Genomic DNA, 16,179 nt, shown 5'->3' on the forward strand with positions numbered 1-16,179 from the left:
GGCAGCTCTCGGTTATTTTTTTATTAGAGATGCCGGCAAGTCTTGCGATCTGAGGTGCGTTGAACAAACGATTAAAAATCCGTTGAAACCTTCCTCGAACGCATGTTACTGAAAAAATCCTGTAGGACAATGTGCCGCTCCCATGTGATCCTTGCCGCCTCGTCACTGGTCCTGAGAGCCTTTCATGAAACGCAAAATGCCCGGCCTGAATGCGCTCAAAGCGTTCGAAGTGGCCGGTAGCACGGGCAGCTTCACCCGCGCCGCCGAGTTGCTAAACGTCACCCAGAGTGCCGTGAGCCGTCAGGTGCGGCAGCTGGAAGAACAGCTGGGCGAGAATCTGCTGGAGCGGCGCCATCATCACTTGGAGTTGACAAGCGCCGGCCGGGTATTGCTGCGGGCATTGCATCAATCCTTCGACAAGATCGAGCTGACTGTGCGCAGCATCCAGCAGAAATCTCACGCCAACCGCCTGCACATCAATGCGCCGCCGACCTTCACCAATCGCTGGCTGATGCCGCGTCTTGGGCGCTTGCGCGAGAAGCATCCGGAGCTGGAATTGAGCATCACCACCCGCTTGCAGGACAGCCTGGCGGAAACCAGTACGCTGGATTGCGCAATCCGTTTTGGCGACGGCGAATGGGATGGCCTGGACAGTTCGCTGCTGTTTCAGGAACGGCACATCGCGGTGTGCGCTCCCACGTTGTATGCGCGGGAATGGAGCGAGCAGGGCATCGACCTCAATCGCCTGACGCTGTTGCATGTGCTGGCTCGGGAAGACCAGCGTTACCTGACCTGGAAACACTGGCTGGACGCCGCGCGCATCAGCGGCGTCGACACCCAGGGCGGGTACGAATTCGACCTGCTCGACCTGGCCATTCGCGCCGCCATCGACGGCCTGGGCATCACCATCGCCGACTGGCACATGGTCGCGCCGGAACTGGCCAGCGGTCAGTTGACCCAAGTGCTCAACGTGCACGTCGAAGGCCATCAGTCGTATTGGCTGGTGACCCGCCCCGAGCAGTCGCTGCCGCAACTGCAGGTGTTCAGCCAGTGGTTGCAGGAGGAGATCTGGCTGGCGCAGCGGCAGTTGGAGCCTTCCACCGCCGCTACCTGAACACCACCAACCCCTGTAGGAGCCGAGCTTGCTCGCGATGGCGGCGGGTCAGCCGACATCTATGTTGGATGTCCTGACGCCATCGCGAGCAAGCTCAGCTCCTACAGGTAAAATTCATTTTTAGAATGTTACTCCGCTCAATAAATCGTTTGTCCAACACGCGCCGGACGCCAAGACTGCCCGGACTGGATAAAAACAACGATGGGCGATTCACATGCGACTCGAGCGAAACTTTGTTAACGGCCACTTCATCGAACCGGCCAGCGATGCGCTGATCGCGGTCTACAATCCTGCCACCGAAGCGTTGGTCGGCCACGTTTCGGCAGCGACCACCGACGAGGCAACAGCTGCCGTCGAAGCCGCAGCCGCTGCGCAGAAAACCTGGGGCAAACTCACCAGCATCGAACGCGCTGAGTACCTGCGTGCTTTTGCTGACGCACTTGAAGCCAACGCGGTGAACATAGGTGAGGCCCTGGCCGCCGAGTCCGGCAAGAGCGTCAGCGATGCCAGCAACGAAGCCCGTTACGCGGCGCAGATCACCCGTTACCACGCCGAGTGGGCGCGCCGCATCGAAGGCGAAATCATTCCCAGCGATAGCCCGAACGAAAACCTGTTCCTGCACCGCGAAGCGATTGGCGTGGTCGCCTGCCTGATCCCGTTCAACTACCCGGTTTACACCTTGCTGCGCAAAATCGCCCCGGCGCTGATTGCCGGCAACACCGTGGTGGTGCGCCCGAGCAACAACACGCCGACCTCTGCGTTCGAAATCGCCAAGGCCGTGCAGCAATCCGGTTTGCCGGCCGGCGTGGTCAACATCCTGACCATGGATCACGGCACTGCCGCCACGGTTTGCACCCATAGAGCCGTGGGCTTGATCACCCTGACCGGTAGCGTCAACGCCGGGCGCATCGTGCTCGATTACTGCAAGGCCAACATCGCCAAACCATCGCTGGAACTGGGCGGCAAGACACCGGCGATTATCGAGGCCGATGCCGATCTTGAAGCCGCCGCGAGCGCCATCGTCGCCTCAAAGACCACTCACTGCGGCCAGTTGTGTACGGCAGTCGAGCGGGTTTATGTGCAGGAAAGCGTCTACGAAAAATTCCTCGACCTGCTGAAAGCAAAAATCAGCGCCGTAAAATTCGGTGACCGCGTCACTGATGCGAGCCTGATGGGGCCGCTGGTCAACGCCAGTTCTCAGCAGAACATTCACGCCATGATCGAGCGCGCCATCGCCGACGGCGCGGTGCTGGAAAGCGGTGGTTTCATCCCGCCAGGCAAAGGCCATTTCTATCCGCCGACCCTGCTCAGCGGCTGCCGCCAGGACATGGAAATCATCCAGGAAGAAATCTTCGGCCCGGTGCTGCCGGTACTCAAATACCGCGACATCGACGAAGCCCTGGCCATGGCCAACGACCACCAGTTCGGCCTGTCTTCGGTGCTCTACACCGAGAACTACCGCACCGTGCAGAAAGTCGCCAATGCCATCGAGGCCGGCGAGTTGTACGTCAATCGCACCCCGGCCGATCCGTATCAGGGCTTCCACGCCGGCTGGAAACGCTCGGGCCTGGGCGGCGATGACGGCAAGCACGGCATGCTCGAATTCACCCAGACCCGACTTGTGGTGATGAAGTACTGATCCACCGGCAACACGCCTCACGTTGTACCCATAAAAACAATTAACACGGCCGCCCGGACCACCGGGCGCCAGAGGTCTACTCGATGTCCAAGCATGCATCCACTGCTGCCGCTGTTCAGGGTTCGAACGCGGGTACACAAAGCCACAGCGACAAGGGAAGTCGCTATTTCCAACTGATGCTGCTGGTGCTCGCCGCCGGTGCGATCTACCCGATCCTGTACCTGCGTCAGGTCTACCAGACCACCATGCTCGAAGTGTTCCAGATCAACCACAGCGAACTGGGTTATCTGTACTCGATGCTCGGGACGATTTTCCTGTTGTCCTATCTGCCCAGCGGCTGGCTGGCGGATCGCATTGCGCCGCGCTTCCTGATTTTCTTTTCGCTGGTAGCGACCGGCGCCCTCGGCCTGTGGTACTCCACCGCGCCGTCGATGACCGGTCTGATGATCATCTTCGGTTGCTGGGGCCTGACCACCGGCCTGACCTTCTGGGCCTCGGTGCTCAAGCGCGTGAAGATGATTGCCCAGCACTCCGAGCAGGGCCGCTTCTTCGGTATTCTCGATGGCGGTCGTGGTCTCGTCGAAGCCTTGCTGGCCACCGTTGCGCTGGGCCTGTTCGCCTTCGCCACTGAAACCCGTGGCGAATCGGCGGCCGAAGGTTTCAAGCACGTGGTCTACCTGTATGCCTTCACCTGTATCGCCATCGGCTGTGTGCTGGTGCTGATCAAGGACCCGAAGTCGATGGAAGAAACGGCGGCGGTGGAGAAAGGCAAGTTCAACCTGCTCAGCGACCTGACCACCCTGGTGAAAATCCCCGAGCTGTGGCTGGTCACCGCGATTGTGTTCTGCGGCTATCACATCTTCTGGGCCACCTACAGTTTCTCGGACTATCTGCAGGGCGGCGGAATGACCGCGGTCATGGCAGGCACCATCACCACCATCAAATTGTGGATGCGCCCGATTGGCGGCATCGGCGGCGGTTGGCTGGGTGACAAGTTCTCGAACATCTCGGTGCTGGTGGTGGCGTTGTTTCTCGCATCGCTGGCGATGGTCGGCCTGATCGTGTTCCCGGCGCTCAACAGCATGGGCTTGCTGATTGGCACGGTGATTTTCATCGGCCTGATGACTTACGCCATTCGCGGCCTGTACTGGGCGATCCTCGACACCTGCAACATTCCGCTGCGCATCACCGGCCTGGCCATCGGCATTGTCTCGGTGGTTGGTTACCTGCCGGACGCTTTCATTCCGTTGATCAACGGCTACCTCACCGAACATTTCCCCGGTGCCTTTGGTTACAAGCTGTATTTCGGCTACATCGCATTCGTTGGCTTGCTCGGGACTCTCGCGGCCCTGACCTTGCGCGCACGTATCAACCGTAAAACTTCGAACCGGACAGGTGCATAAGATGAAAATCGTCGCCCTTGAAACCCATATCGTCGCCGTACCACCGCCGCATATCGGCGGCATGTACTGGCTGTTCGTCAAGCTCAAGACCGACTGCGGCATCGAAGGCGTGGGCGAAATCTACGCCGCGACCTTCGGCCCAAAAGCCATGCTGCCGATCATCGAAGACGTGTTCGAACGCTACCTGCTCAACCATGACCCGCACCACATCGAGCGTTTTTTCCGCCAGGCTTATTCCAGCGGTTTCACCCAGCGCCCGGACCTGACCATGATGGGCGTGGTCAGCGGCCTGGAGATGGCCTGCTGGGACATCATCGGCAAAGCGGCGAACAAACCGGTTTATGAATTGTTGGGCGGCAAGGTCAACGAACGCCTGCGTTCCTACACCTACCTGTACCCGGTCAACAGCAAGGGCGAGTACGACTACGACGACCCCGACCTGGCCGCCGAGTGCGCCATCGAGAACATGAACAAAGGTTTCACCGCCGTGAAGTTCGACCCGGCAGGCCCGTACACCGCGTACTCCGGGCATCAGATCTCGCTGGAAGTGCTGGAACGCTGCGAAACCTTCTGCCGCAAGATCCGCGAAGCGGTGGGCGACAAGTGCGATTTGCTGTTCGGCACCCACGGGCAAATGGTGCCGTCCTCGGCGATTCGCCTGGCCAAGCGCCTGGAGAAATACGACCCGCTGTGGTTCGAAGAACCGGTGCCGCCGGGCCAGGAAGACGCCATGGCGCAAGTCGCGGCCAAGACCAGCATCCCGATTGCCACCGGCGAGCGCCTCACCACCAAGTACGAATTCTTCAAGCTGTTGCAGGCTGGCGGCGCATCGATTCTGCAAATGAACGTCGCCCGCTGCGGCGGCCTGCTGGAAGCGAAGAAAATCGCCAGCATGGCCGAAGCCTATTACGCACAAATCGCGCCGCATCTCTACAACGGGCCGATTGGCGCGGCGGCGAGCTTCCAGTTGGCGACCTGCACGCCGAACTTCCTGATCCAGGAAAGCATCATGACCTGGGGCGGTTTTCATGCCGAAGTCCTGACCAAGCCGCTGCAATGGGAGGACGGCTACATCATCCCGTCCACCGAGCCGGGCCTTGGCGTGGAGCTGAACATGGACGTGGTGCGAAAGCATTCGCCGTACACCGGCGAGCGTTTGCATCTGCAAATGGCACCGACCCCGGCGGATGTAAAAGACACATCGCCGGCCAAGGGCTGACACGAGAGGACGCATCCCCTGTAGGAGCTGCCGCAGGCTGCGATCTTTTGATCTTGCTTTTGAAAAATCAAAAGATCGCAGCCTCGTTGCACTCGACAGCTCCTACAGGGGAGGCGCGGTTTTTTTGTACAACGACTTACGCGGTAACCGTGCATGACATACGACTACATCATCGCTGGCGCTGGCGCCGCAGGCTGCGTTTTGGCCAATCGCCTCTCGGCCTCGGGAAAACACACGGTGCTGCTGCTGGAAGCGGGCGGGAAAGACAGTTCGCTGTGGTTCAAGATCCCGGTCGGCTTCGCCAAAATGTATTACAACCCGACCTTCAACTGGATGTACTACAGCCGTCCACAAAAACAGCTGAACAACCGTGAAATCTATGCTCCGCGCGGCAAGGTTCAGGGCGGTTCCGGCTCGATCAACGCCATGATCTACGTGCGCGGCCAGGCCCACGATTTTGACGACTGGGCGGCCAACGGCAACGACGGTTGGGGCTTCAAGGACGTGCTGCCGTACTTTCGCAAACTGGAAAACCATCCGCTGGGCGACAGCGAATACCACGGTAGCAGCGGCCCGATCAGCATCACCCCGATGAAGGGCCAGACCCATCCGATCTGCGATGTGTTCCTCAAGGGCTGCGATGAACTGGGTTATCCGCACAGTGACGACTTCAACGGACCGAAATTCGAAGGCGCGGGCATCTATGACGTCAACACCCGCAACGGCCAGCGCAGTTCCAGCAGTTTTGCCCATCTGCATCCGGCGCTGAGCCGGTCGAACCTGACCGTCGAGCATTACGCTCTGGTCGACCGCGTGCTGTTCGATGACCAGCAGCGTGCCACCGGGATATCCATTACCCAGCACGGCGTGGTGCGCACCTTCACCGCGAACAGGGAAGTGATTCTCTGCGCCGGTGCCGTGGACACTCCGAAGATTCTGCAATTGTCCGGTGTCGCCGATCAGGCGTTGTTGGCCAAACACAATATTCCTCTGGTCAAGCACCTGCCGGCGGTGGGGCAAAACCTGCAGGATCACCTGTGCGCCAGTTATTACTACAAGGCCAACATTCCGACGCTCAACGATGAACTGAGCTCGCTGTTCGGCCAGTTCAAGCTTGGCCTGAAGTATCTGTTTACCCGCAAGGGCGCACTGGCGATGAGCGTCAACCAGGCCGGTGGTTTCTTCCGGGGCGACGAGCAACAGGCCAACCCGAACCTGCAACTGTATTTCAACCCGCTGTCGTACCAGATCCCGAAAAACAACAAGGCCAGCCTCAAGCCCGAGCCGTACTCAGGCTTCCTGCTGTGCTTCAACCCGTGCCGGCCGACCAGTCGCGGGCATATCACCATTGCTTCGAAAAACCCGCGTGATGCAGCACTGATCGACCCGAATTACCTGAGCACCCAGAAGGATATCGACGAGGTGATCCAGGGCAGTCGCCTGATGCGCAAGATCATGCAGGCGCCGGCGCTCAAGGGTATTACCGTCGAAGAAGTGTTGCCCGGCCCGATGGTCGACAGCGACGAGCAAATGTTGCAGTACTTCCGCGAAAACAGCGGCTCGATCTATCACTTGTGCGGTTCGTGCGCGATGGGTTCGGATGAGCAGAAGTCGGTGGTCGACAAGCGTTTGAAGGTTCATGGCTTGAGCGGTTTGCGCATCGTCGATGCGTCGATTTTCCCTAACGTGACGTCCGGCAATACACACGCGGCGGTGCTGATGGTGGCGGAGAAGGGCGCTGACCTGATCCTCCAGGACGCCTGATTTCGTCGTCTTCCTGTATCAAAAATGAATTTCCGCCGAGTCCGCTGCTCATACCTGTAGGCAGCGGATTCAAGCCCGCGAAATCATAGGTGCAATCAGGGGGCGGCAAGGTCATGAGTCGAGTACCGACGTCGGACGGAGGTCTTCCAGGCGGGTTGATTCTGGTGGTTGAGGACGACCCGCTGATCCTGGAATTTCTCTGTGAAATTCTTCAGGACGAAGGTTTTTTGGTTGCGCCGCATATCAGCGCGGACGCCGCATCGGTGTACCTGCAACAGCACGCCAATCAGGTCGGGCTGTTGCTGACGGACATCACTATGCCCGGCACCCTCAACGGCGCGGACCTGGCCAACCAGTTCGGCGATCGCTGGCCGGACAAGCCGATCATGATCATGTCCGGCTACGAAACGCCGGAAAGCTCCGGCGTTCGTCATCAAGTGTCGTTCATCAAGAAACCCTGGGCGATCGGTTCGCTGCTGGACTGCGTAAACGGTGCGTTCGCGTCGAAGAAACTCCACTGATCGGCCGTGCCCTCAACCCCCTCGCAAATGCTACATTGCCCGGCACATCCGCCCCGGCACCTGCGAGGTTTCCCTTGTCCGCTCAACCCTCGGTCTTCAACACGCCATACCGCGCCTTCCTGTTCGACATGGACGGCACCATCCTCACCTCGATTGCCGCCGCTGAACGGGTCTGGACTCAATGGGCCGTGCGCCACGGTGTCGATGTCGAAACCTTGCTGCCGACCATTCACGGCGCCCGCGCCATCGATACCATCAAGCGCCTGGCGTTGCCCGGTATCGATGCCGAAGCAGAAGCGGCGTGGATCACCGAGGCGGAAATCGAAGATGTCGAAGGGGTTGAAGAGGTGACCGGCGCGGCGCAGTTTCTCAAGTCGTTGCCGGGTCATCAGTGGGCCATCGTCACCTCTGCACCGAGGACGCTGGCGTTGCGGCGCATGGCGGCGGCCGGGATTCCCGAGCCGGATGTGATGGTCACCGCAGAAGACGTCAGCGCCGGTAAACCTGATCCGGCAGGTTATCGGTTGGCCGCTCAAAGATTGGGTGTGCAGATCAGCGATTGTCTGGTGTTTGAAGATGCGACCGTGGGGATTCTTGCAGCTGAAGCGGCCGGAGCGGGTTTATTGATTGTGACGGCGACGCATGATGAGCCGATCGAGACGGCACATGCGACGTTGGCCAGTTATGACCTGGTTGTCGCGGAGGTAGGCGCCGACAGTTCGATTCACTTAAAACCTTTGTGAACGACATCAGATCCTGTGGGAGCGGGGTTGCCCGCGATAGCGATTTATCAGCCACATCGATGCTGGATGTGCCGACGCCATCGCGGGCAAGCCCGCTCCCACAGGTTTTGTGTTCATTCAGTAGATTCCGGGAATCAGCCGCCAGCTCCGTGCGCAGTAAGCCTCATATTCACCGCCAAACTGCGCCCGCAACAACGCCTCTTCCGAATGAATCCGCGCAATCAACGGGATCATCGTCAATGCCGCCAGCAGCAATCCAACCCCCGACCGAAATGCCAGCGCCCATCCCACGCCGATGACCACTATCCCCAGATAACTCGGGTTGCGCAGGTGCCGGTAAATTCCGTCGGTGACCAGTTGATGTCCCGGTTGAATCGCCACCAGTCCACTAAAGCGCTTGCCCAGCACAAACACCGGCCACAACCGCAGCGCACCGCCGATGATGAACAGCAGTGCCCCAAGCCAACGGATGCCTTCGCTGCCGAAGGTCCAGAAGTCGATGCGGTCGGTATAGGCCGGCAAGAAACCACTCAACAGTCCAAGCACGCCGAAGGCCGGAATCACCCAGCGGTTGGCGCGGTCTTCACGTTCGCCGGAACTCAGGTTGACCTCGGTGAACAGTGAGGCGATGGCCATGACCAGCGTCGCCAGCGCTACAATCACCAGCGCACCGTGGGAGAAAAAAGCAGAAAAACCACCCAGCCCCCAAATGGCCAGGCCGATATAGGCGAAGGTGGTGACGATGGCGAAAAACGCCAGTTTGGCTGAGATTTTCATGGCCGCTCCTACATTGATATCTCCGATCTTGCGCTACGTCGAATCACCTGCGGCGGCTGCCCGAACGCCCGCAAGAACGCTTCACGCATGCGGCGGCGGTCGCTGAAGCCGGTTTCCAGGGCGATCTGGTCGAGGGTCAGCCGCCCGCGTTCGAGCATTTGTCGCGCCGCTTCCAGGCGCAGGTTTTCGATAGCTTTTGCTGGCGACTGACCGGTTTCGGCGCGGAAGGCGCGGCTGAACTGTCTCGGGCTGAGACGCGCCACATCGGCCAATTGCTCAACCGATAATGCCTCGCAGAGGTGTTCTCGGGCGTAGCCCAGAACGGTCTGGATTCGGTCGGATTTAGGCTCCAGCTCCAACAGCGCCGAATGCTGCGACTGGCCACCGGCGCGGCGGTGGTACATCACCAGTTTCTGCGCTACCGAGCGGGCGAGTTCGGCGCCGTGGTCCTTTTCAACCATGGCCAGCGCCAGGTCGATACCGGCGGTCATACCCGCAGAGGTCCACACTGAGCCGTCGATCACATAGATGCGGTCGGCTTCCACTTTTATCGAGGGAAAGCGTTCTTGCAGTTGCCGCGCGTAGGCCCAATGCGTGGTCGCCCGCCGACCATCGAGCAAACCGGCCTGGGCCATGACGAAGGCACCGGAGCAGATCGACGCCGTGCGCCGCGCGGTATGGGCGCTGGCTCGCAAGTAATCGAGTACAGCTTCGGGCGCCTGTTCGAGGATGGCATCGCCGCCGACCACGATCACCGTATCGATCAACCGTTCGTCGAAGGCTTCGCTGCCGACCGTCAACCCGCCGGAAGCGCGCAACGTGCGCCCGTCCGCGGACAGCACGCGCACGTCATACAGCGTTTCGCCCGCGCTGAAATTGGCGTACTCGAACACCGGCATCGCCGCCAGCGACATCGACTGGAACCCCTCGAAAACCACAAACGCCACGGAAATCATCGTTATGTCCTCAAACGGCCATGTCCTAAAAACGTACTTTAAACGTCATTTGCGACGCGTGCGAGTCCCTTTATAACAACTCACACCCGGCGAACCTCTCGCCTCATCGTGAAGGAAATTGCACATGGCACTCTCATCCAAAGGCACCGCACTGATCACCGGCGCTTCATCAGGCATCGGCGCGGTGTATGCCGACCGTCTCGCCCGCCAGGGTTATGACCTGATTCTGGTGGCGCGCAGCCAGGCGAAACTCACCGCGTTGGCCAATCGTTTGAGCGATGCAACAGGGCGCAACGTGGAAGTGGTTACCGCTGATTTGAAAGAAAAAGCGGATTTGCTGCGGGTCGAACAGATCCTGCGCAACGACGCCAGCATCACGCTGCTGGTCAACAACGCCGGGGTCGGCGCGGTGATGCCGCTGCTGGCCAGCCCGGTGGATGACATGCAAGACATGATCACCCTCAACATCACCGCGCTGACACGCCTGGCGTATGCCGTGGTCCCCGGTTTCGTCGCCCGTGGCGCCGGGACCGTGATCAACATTGCTTCGATCGTCGCCATCGCCCCGGAAATTCTCAACGGCGTGTACGGCGGGACCAAGGCGTTTGTCCTGGCCTTGAGTCAGTCGATGCACCACGAGCTGGCCGACAAGGGCGTGCGTGTACAGGCCGTATTGCCGGGCGCCACCGCCACCGATTTCTGGAGCGAAGCCGGCCACCCGGTGGAAAACCTGCCGCAGGAAATCGTCATGGCGGTCGACGAGATGGTCGATGCCGCCTTGGTGGGTTTGGCAAGCGGGGAGGTGGTGACCATTCCGGGCCTGCACGACGGTGCACAGTGGGATCGCTACGAAGCCCAGCGTCAGGTGCTTTCCGGGTTGTTCGGTAGTTCCACGGCGGCGCCGCGTTATCATTGAATGGATTGTGTTCCAAAGGGCGTGCTCGCGAGCAGACTCGCTTGATGCAAGCAAAGTTGTACTTCCGTGCCAGGTGTTTCATCCGTGGAACACCTGTAACTCCTTGAAAATTATTTGCTAAAACCCCGCAATAAACCTCAAGCCTGGCCGATACAACCATCAGGCGCAGACGAATCCATTACAACAATGGCGCCCATCTGAAAGGGTGCGCGCCAATGCCCGCCATTCAGTGATTACGCAAGGACGCTCGCAGCCACCAACCCCCGAGAATCGTCCTATGTCATTGCGTAATCTGAATATCGCGCCTCGCGCTTTCCTGGGTTTTGCCTTCATTGCCTTGCTGGTCATCGTGCTCGGTGTGTTCGCCGTGAACCGCATGACCGTCATCCGCCAGGCCTCCATCGACATGGGCACCACACATCTGCCCAGTGTCGGCTTTCTCGGCAACATGACCGAGAACGTCCTGCGCATGCGAATTCTGTCGTTCCGGATTTTGGTCAACCGTGATCCGGCGGCCTTGCAGGAAGCCCAGACGCGTGTTGGCGTACTCGTCGACAAGCTGCGCAGCGCACAAGCCAGTTACGCCGCGCTGCCCGCCGGTGACGAAGAAGCGCAGCTGTACAAGACGTTCACCGTCACGCTGGACAGCTACATGCAAGCCCAGGCCCAGATGTTGGAGTCGTCGCGACAGAACAAACTGGATGAGATGCGCACGCTGATCAACACACGTATCAAGGACGGTACGGATCAGATGGGCGAGCAGTTGAACAAACTGGTGGCACTCAATGCGGACTATGCCAAAACCGCTTCGGCTGAAGCCGCTGACAACTACAACAGCGCTATCACCGGCATCATCGCGGTCGCGGTTATCGCAGCGTTGATGACCGTGCTGCTGGCCTGGCTCCTGACCCGCAGCATCGTCACACCGTTGAACCGTGCCGTGCTGGCAGCACAAACCATTGCCGAAGGTAATCTGCGTAACGTCATCGAAGTCGATGGCAAGGATGAGCCGGCGCGCTTGCTCGGCGCTTTGGCGACTATGCAGGCCAGCCTGCGCAAAACCATCGAACAGATCGCCGGTTCCGCCACGCAACTGGGCACCGCCGCCGAAGAGCTCAGCGCGGTGACGCAAGACGCGTCCCGTGGCCTGCAACAGCAGAACAACGAAATCGAACAGGCCGCCACCGCCGTCAATGAAATGACCGCCGCCGTGGAAGAAGTGGCGCGCAATGCAGTGTCTACATCCGAAGCCTCGAACCAGTCGACCCAGGCCGCCCGCGAGGGTCGTGACCGGGTGGTGCAAACCGTCGACGCGATCCAGACCATGACCCATGACGTGCACAACACCTCGCTGATGATCGAAGGCCTGGCGGCTCAGGGACGCGACATCGGCAAGGTGCTGGACGTGATCCGTGCAATCGCCGAGCAAACCAACCTGCTGGCGCTGAACGCAGCCATCGAAGCGGCCCGTGCCGGTGAAGCCGGGCGTGGTTTTGCCGTGGTGGCGGACGAAGTTCGGGCGCTGGCCCATCGCACTGCGCAATCGACCCAGGAAATCGAGAAGATGGTCGCCGGCATCCAGAACGGCACCGGTGAAGCGGTGGCGTCGATGCAGCAAAGCAATCAACGCACGCAAAACACCCTGGAACTGGCCCGCGCCGCCGGTGTGGCGCTGGAGCAGATCACCCAGTCGATCCATTTGATCAACGAGCGAAATCTGGTGATCGCCAGTGCCTCGGAGGAGCAGGCGCAGGTGTCCCGCGAAGTCGACCGCAACCTGGTGAACATCCGCGACCTGGCCACGCAGTCCGCTGCCGGTGCCAACCAGACCAGCACCGCCACCCATGAACTGTCGCGTCTGGCGGTGGATTTGAATGCGCTGGTGGCGCGGTTTGTCGTGTAAGCAATACTCGTCGGCCCGGCCGGTTTTATGTCCATGACGGAATCCAGTCTGGCGGATAAGGATGGGTGGCGTAGAAATGACGCATCTGCGCCAGATCACGTTCAAACCAATCGTTGATCCAGCGCTTGTATTGCTCGTGTGCCGAGTACTGGATGGATGGCTGTTGCAGGCAGTCAAATACGGCTTGCGCAGCCTGCATGCCGCTCATCAACGCCTTGAGTACGCCGTGGGACGCGGCCGGGTCGAGCAGGCTCGCCGCATCGCCCACCATGAAATAGCCTGCACCGGCCGTTTCCGTGCTCAGGCGCCAGGACACGTCGGCGCCCAGCACCGGGTCTGACTGAGGCAAGCCGCACAAGGCGTCAGGCACGGTTCGGGGCGTGGACGCGCCTTCGCTGAAATACAGGCGCGTCCAGTGCAGGCGATGACTCTCGACTTGTGCCACCCACGTCCAGCCGTCGGCATCGGCCTGCAAGCGCGGAGCGTGCGCATAAGTCTCAAGGTTGCCAATGAGATAACCATACCGGGCCACCAGCAGCGGTGAACAACGGCGAACCGTCAGTTGGTGTTGGCGGTTCAACCAGCCCGCAACGCCACTGGCGTCGATCACGTAGGCGCTCAATAACGGGCCTTTGTCGGTTTCCACGCCAATCACCCGGCGGTCGTGGGTGAGCAGGCGCTTGGCCTGACACGGTTGCAATACGCTGACGCCCAGCGCTGCGGCACGCTGCAACAATGCACTGTCCAGTGAGGTTCTGGCGATTTGAAATCCCTGCCACTGCGCTGAGTCGTCACCGCCAAAACCAATGAAGCGCGGCGGGCCGTCCCAGTGCACCCACTGGCCGGAAAAACGTACCGCGCCTGATGCACACAAATGTGCGACTCCGAGCTGCTCCAGCAACGGTTCGATGGCCGGATGCAGGCTTTCACCAGGACGAAACCGCGGAAATCTCTGGCGCTCTACCAGTGCCACGCGCAAGCCGCGCTGCGCGCAGCTGATCGCCGTTGCACACCCCGCCGGGCCTGCGCCGATCACCAGCGCATCAAAGGGCTTCAAGCGCGATCTGCCAAGGTCGGTCTCCATACTTGACCAGCATCGCCCGCTCACTGACCAGCAGGTTTACCTGGCGTTCGATGTCGACGTAGCGCAGTTTGAAATCAGTCTTTGGAGTCCAGCTGCTGCCGCGTTTGTATACGTGATAGCGATGGATCCAGCCGTTGAGCGTCAGCCCGGCTTGTTGCTCGGCGGTATCGAGTTCGGCATCCGGTCTCTGTATCAGGCGAAATGATAACAATGGCCAATTATTGCGCCGAGCGGGGTCGGTTCCAGCCTCAAGCACGTTGTACACACGGTGCATCGAGAGCACCCGGTCATGGTATTGCCGCTGCGTGATGCGACCGGTCAGTTGCAGGGAAAAGCGTCCATCGAGGGCCACCTGGGTGTAGTCGGTGTATTCGTAGGCACGGTAGCGAACGATCGTCCGCCCTTCGTGCGAGATCAGTTGTGGCCCTTGTTGATTGTCCCAGGCCGTTGCCCCGTGCTGACCGATTTCCTCATCGGTCAGCGGGATGATGCTGTGCAGGCTCGATCGCGGCTCAAAGGTGCGGGCAGAATCCGGCGCCACGCCTGGCCAGTAGGAACCCAGCGCCGCGCAAATGCGCACGTCTTCGGTAAAAGGGCTGGCCATCTGGTAGCCGGACAGGGAAAACGGTCCGCCCATGGGCGGGTATCGCCCGACTTCCCAGCCAGGGCCAAAGATCCCTGCGGCGGCGTCCGGCAACGAAGAAGGGCGGTCAACGCTGGTGTGGTTTTTTGAGGGCGATGACTTGGATTTGGTCCGGCGCGGCAACGCAACAATGGCCGTGACGCCACGGTCTTGTGCCGAAAATAGCTGGTCTTTCAGGCTCGGGTTTGCGCTGTAGCGAACGTTCGACAACGCCTCCAGGCGGGCATGCCAGATGTTTGGATCGGGCAGGGTGGGTTGCGCATTTGCCCAGCGCATGAGTTGCCGCTGATTGCACAGCGGAAAGAAATCCGGTGCGCCAATCACCGAGTATGCCGCGATCGAGGGCAAAAATTTTTGCAGGGCCGGGCAGCGTGCGCGGACCCAGCCATCGGCAGTATTGTCGTGATATTGCAGAGCGCGATAACCGCCTTGTTTTACCAGTTCCGCCACACCCTCTCGATCATTCAGATCCTCGAAGCGACCTTCCTCATCCAGCGTGTGTCGACCATGCACCATACCGGCGGTGCCGGCCGGCATCCGGAAGGACAAAGGCTGGCCCTCGTGGCTGGCCGCCTCCACCAGTCTGGGTGTGGCTTTCGGCAGTAGCAGGCCCTGGCCCAGATCTTCCGGAGTTGCCCAGTGCGCGAGATTTTCGGTGACGACAAAGGGCGGTTGGCTGATCTGCGGTTCCTGCCAACCGGTTCCGCTGTGGCGCAGATGGATGTGGCGCAACTTCTCGTTGATCTGATGGTTGTCCAGGTCCAGCGTCAGGTCCATTCCGACCAGACACTGTGAACCGTTGAACAATTTATGCAGCGGCACCCAGAAATCCAGTTCCGTATCCCCTGACTGAGCGTCCATCGGCCCAAAGCTTTCGGGATCACCTGTGTGTTGCATGGCGATGTAGGCGCTGTACCGCACCGGCATGATCCGGATGCCAAACGGGTCGTCGTCGACAAATGGCAGAAAGCAACGCAATTGCGCATCGTAGCGGCAGACAGCGGTGCCCACCCGAGCGATGCCGGTGCGCGAGAAGCACAGGTCGGCGTGTTCACCGTGCACGGTTTGGGCGGCGTTGCGGTATTCACTGGCAAACACCACCACCGCCAAGGGCCTGCCCTCAGCCTGTTTGCGTAAGCGCTCAAGGGAGGTGCGGCTGGCGGCATAAACGAAATCGAGCACGGTTTCAATTTCGGCGGGCGTGGGGAACAGGCGCAACGGTTGGCCGGCTTCGTCGTGGGTCACTTCAGGTGAGGCCAGCGCGTGATAGAGCAGGCTATAGGCCGGTTGAGCGGGTTCAATCGCGCGGTTGCCGGTGCTGGCGAAATCTTCGAATCCGCGCAAGCGGCGGTCGATGGTCAGTGGTTTGATCAGTTCGGCGCCAAGGGGGACTGCCGTGATGTCCAGGCCGTGGGCCAGCAGCAAGGAGCGCCAGCCACCGGGGGCCAGTCGTGAGCACAGACCGGTAATCTGTTGGAGCAGGTCCATGGCGGTTTT

The 16,179-nt window shown here is 60.3% G+C and carries 13 protein-coding genes; 9 read left to right on the forward strand and 4 right to left on the reverse strand.

Annotated features, from left to right (window positions below):
• The first annotated feature begins 184 nt into the window (after positions 1-184).
• The 7 genes from ACM110_RS15170 to ACM110_RS15200 all read left to right on the forward strand — a co-directional run bounded on the left by ACM110_RS15170 (position 185) and on the right by ACM110_RS15200 (position 8,403).
• Complete coding sequence (locus tag ACM110_RS15170; RefSeq protein WP_416128403.1) at positions 185-1,114, forward strand: LysR substrate-binding domain-containing protein; 930 nt, start codon at positions 185-187, stop codon at positions 1,112-1,114.
• A gap of 214 nt (positions 1,115-1,328) precedes the next feature.
• A complete protein-coding gene (gene aldA / locus ACM110_RS15175; protein WP_416128404.1) occupies positions 1,329-2,753 on the forward strand; it encodes an aldehyde dehydrogenase in 1,425 nt (474 codons plus the stop codon).
• Between the two features lie 83 nt (positions 2,754-2,836).
• Positions 2,837-4,156 carry an MFS transporter gene (locus ACM110_RS15180; RefSeq protein WP_416128405.1) on the forward strand — a complete coding sequence of 440 codons (1,320 nt, stop codon included), beginning with the start codon at positions 2,837-2,839 and terminating at the stop codon, positions 4,154-4,156.
• 1 nt (position 4,157) lies between these two features.
• Positions 4,158-5,375, forward strand: coding sequence for a mandelate racemase/muconate lactonizing enzyme family protein (locus tag ACM110_RS15185; RefSeq protein ID WP_416128406.1), 1,218 nt, complete (start codon positions 4,158-4,160; stop codon positions 5,373-5,375).
• A gap of 153 nt (positions 5,376-5,528) precedes the next feature.
• A complete protein-coding gene (locus tag ACM110_RS15190; protein WP_416128407.1) occupies positions 5,529-7,139 on the forward strand; it encodes a GMC family oxidoreductase in 1,611 nt (536 codons plus the stop codon).
• A 113-nt stretch (positions 7,140-7,252) separates the two neighbouring features.
• The gene (locus ACM110_RS15195) at positions 7,253-7,660 is read left to right on the forward strand and encodes a response regulator (protein WP_416128408.1); all 408 of its coding nucleotides are present in this window, start codon (positions 7,253-7,255) and stop codon (positions 7,658-7,660) included.
• Positions 7,661-7,734: 74 nt separating this feature from the next.
• Positions 7,735-8,403, forward strand: a complete 669-nt coding sequence (locus ACM110_RS15200; protein WP_416128409.1) for an HAD-IA family hydrolase — start codon at positions 7,735-7,737, stop codon at positions 8,401-8,403.
• A gap of 117 nt (positions 8,404-8,520) precedes the next feature.
• On the opposite strand, the gene ACM110_RS15205 is transcribed toward ACM110_RS15200, so the two are convergent.
• Both ACM110_RS15205 and ACM110_RS15210 read right to left on the reverse strand, forming a co-directional pair.
• Entirely contained in the window at positions 8,521-9,180 is a 660-nt protein-coding gene (locus ACM110_RS15205) for a methyltransferase family protein (RefSeq protein ID WP_416128410.1), read from the reverse strand.
• An 8-nt stretch (positions 9,181-9,188) separates the two neighbouring features.
• Positions 9,189-10,136 carry a GlxA family transcriptional regulator gene (locus ACM110_RS15210; RefSeq protein ID WP_416128411.1) on the reverse strand — a complete coding sequence of 316 codons (948 nt, stop codon included), beginning with the start codon at positions 10,134-10,136 and terminating at the stop codon, positions 9,189-9,191.
• A gap of 124 nt (positions 10,137-10,260) precedes the next feature.
• Between ACM110_RS15210 and ACM110_RS15215 the strand changes: the two genes are divergently transcribed.
• Positions 10,261-11,052 (forward strand): SDR family NAD(P)-dependent oxidoreductase, encoded by a 792-nt coding sequence (locus tag ACM110_RS15215; protein WP_416128412.1) that lies wholly within the window; start codon positions 10,261-10,263, stop codon positions 11,050-11,052.
• A 277-nt stretch (positions 11,053-11,329) separates the two neighbouring features.
• On the forward strand, positions 11,330-12,955 hold the full coding sequence (locus tag ACM110_RS15220; RefSeq protein WP_416128413.1) for a methyl-accepting chemotaxis protein: 1,626 nt from the start codon (positions 11,330-11,332) through the stop codon (positions 12,953-12,955).
• Positions 12,956-12,980: 25 nt separating this feature from the next.
• On the opposite strand, the gene ACM110_RS15225 is transcribed toward ACM110_RS15220, so the two are convergent.
• Complete coding sequence (locus tag ACM110_RS15225; protein WP_416128414.1) at positions 12,981-14,012, reverse strand: NAD(P)/FAD-dependent oxidoreductase; 1,032 nt, start codon at positions 14,010-14,012, stop codon at positions 12,981-12,983.
• Complete coding sequence (locus ACM110_RS15230) at positions 13,999-16,170, reverse strand: hypothetical protein (RefSeq protein WP_416128415.1); 2,172 nt, start codon at positions 16,168-16,170, stop codon at positions 13,999-14,001. Before ACM110_RS15230 ends, ACM110_RS15225 begins: the two co-directional genes overlap by 14 nt.
• Between the last annotated feature and the right edge of the window lie 9 nt (positions 16,171-16,179).

This window comes from Pseudomonas sp. NFX98, from assembly GCF_047784845.1.
GTDB lineage: Bacteria > Pseudomonadota > Gammaproteobacteria > Pseudomonadales > Pseudomonadaceae > Aquipseudomonas.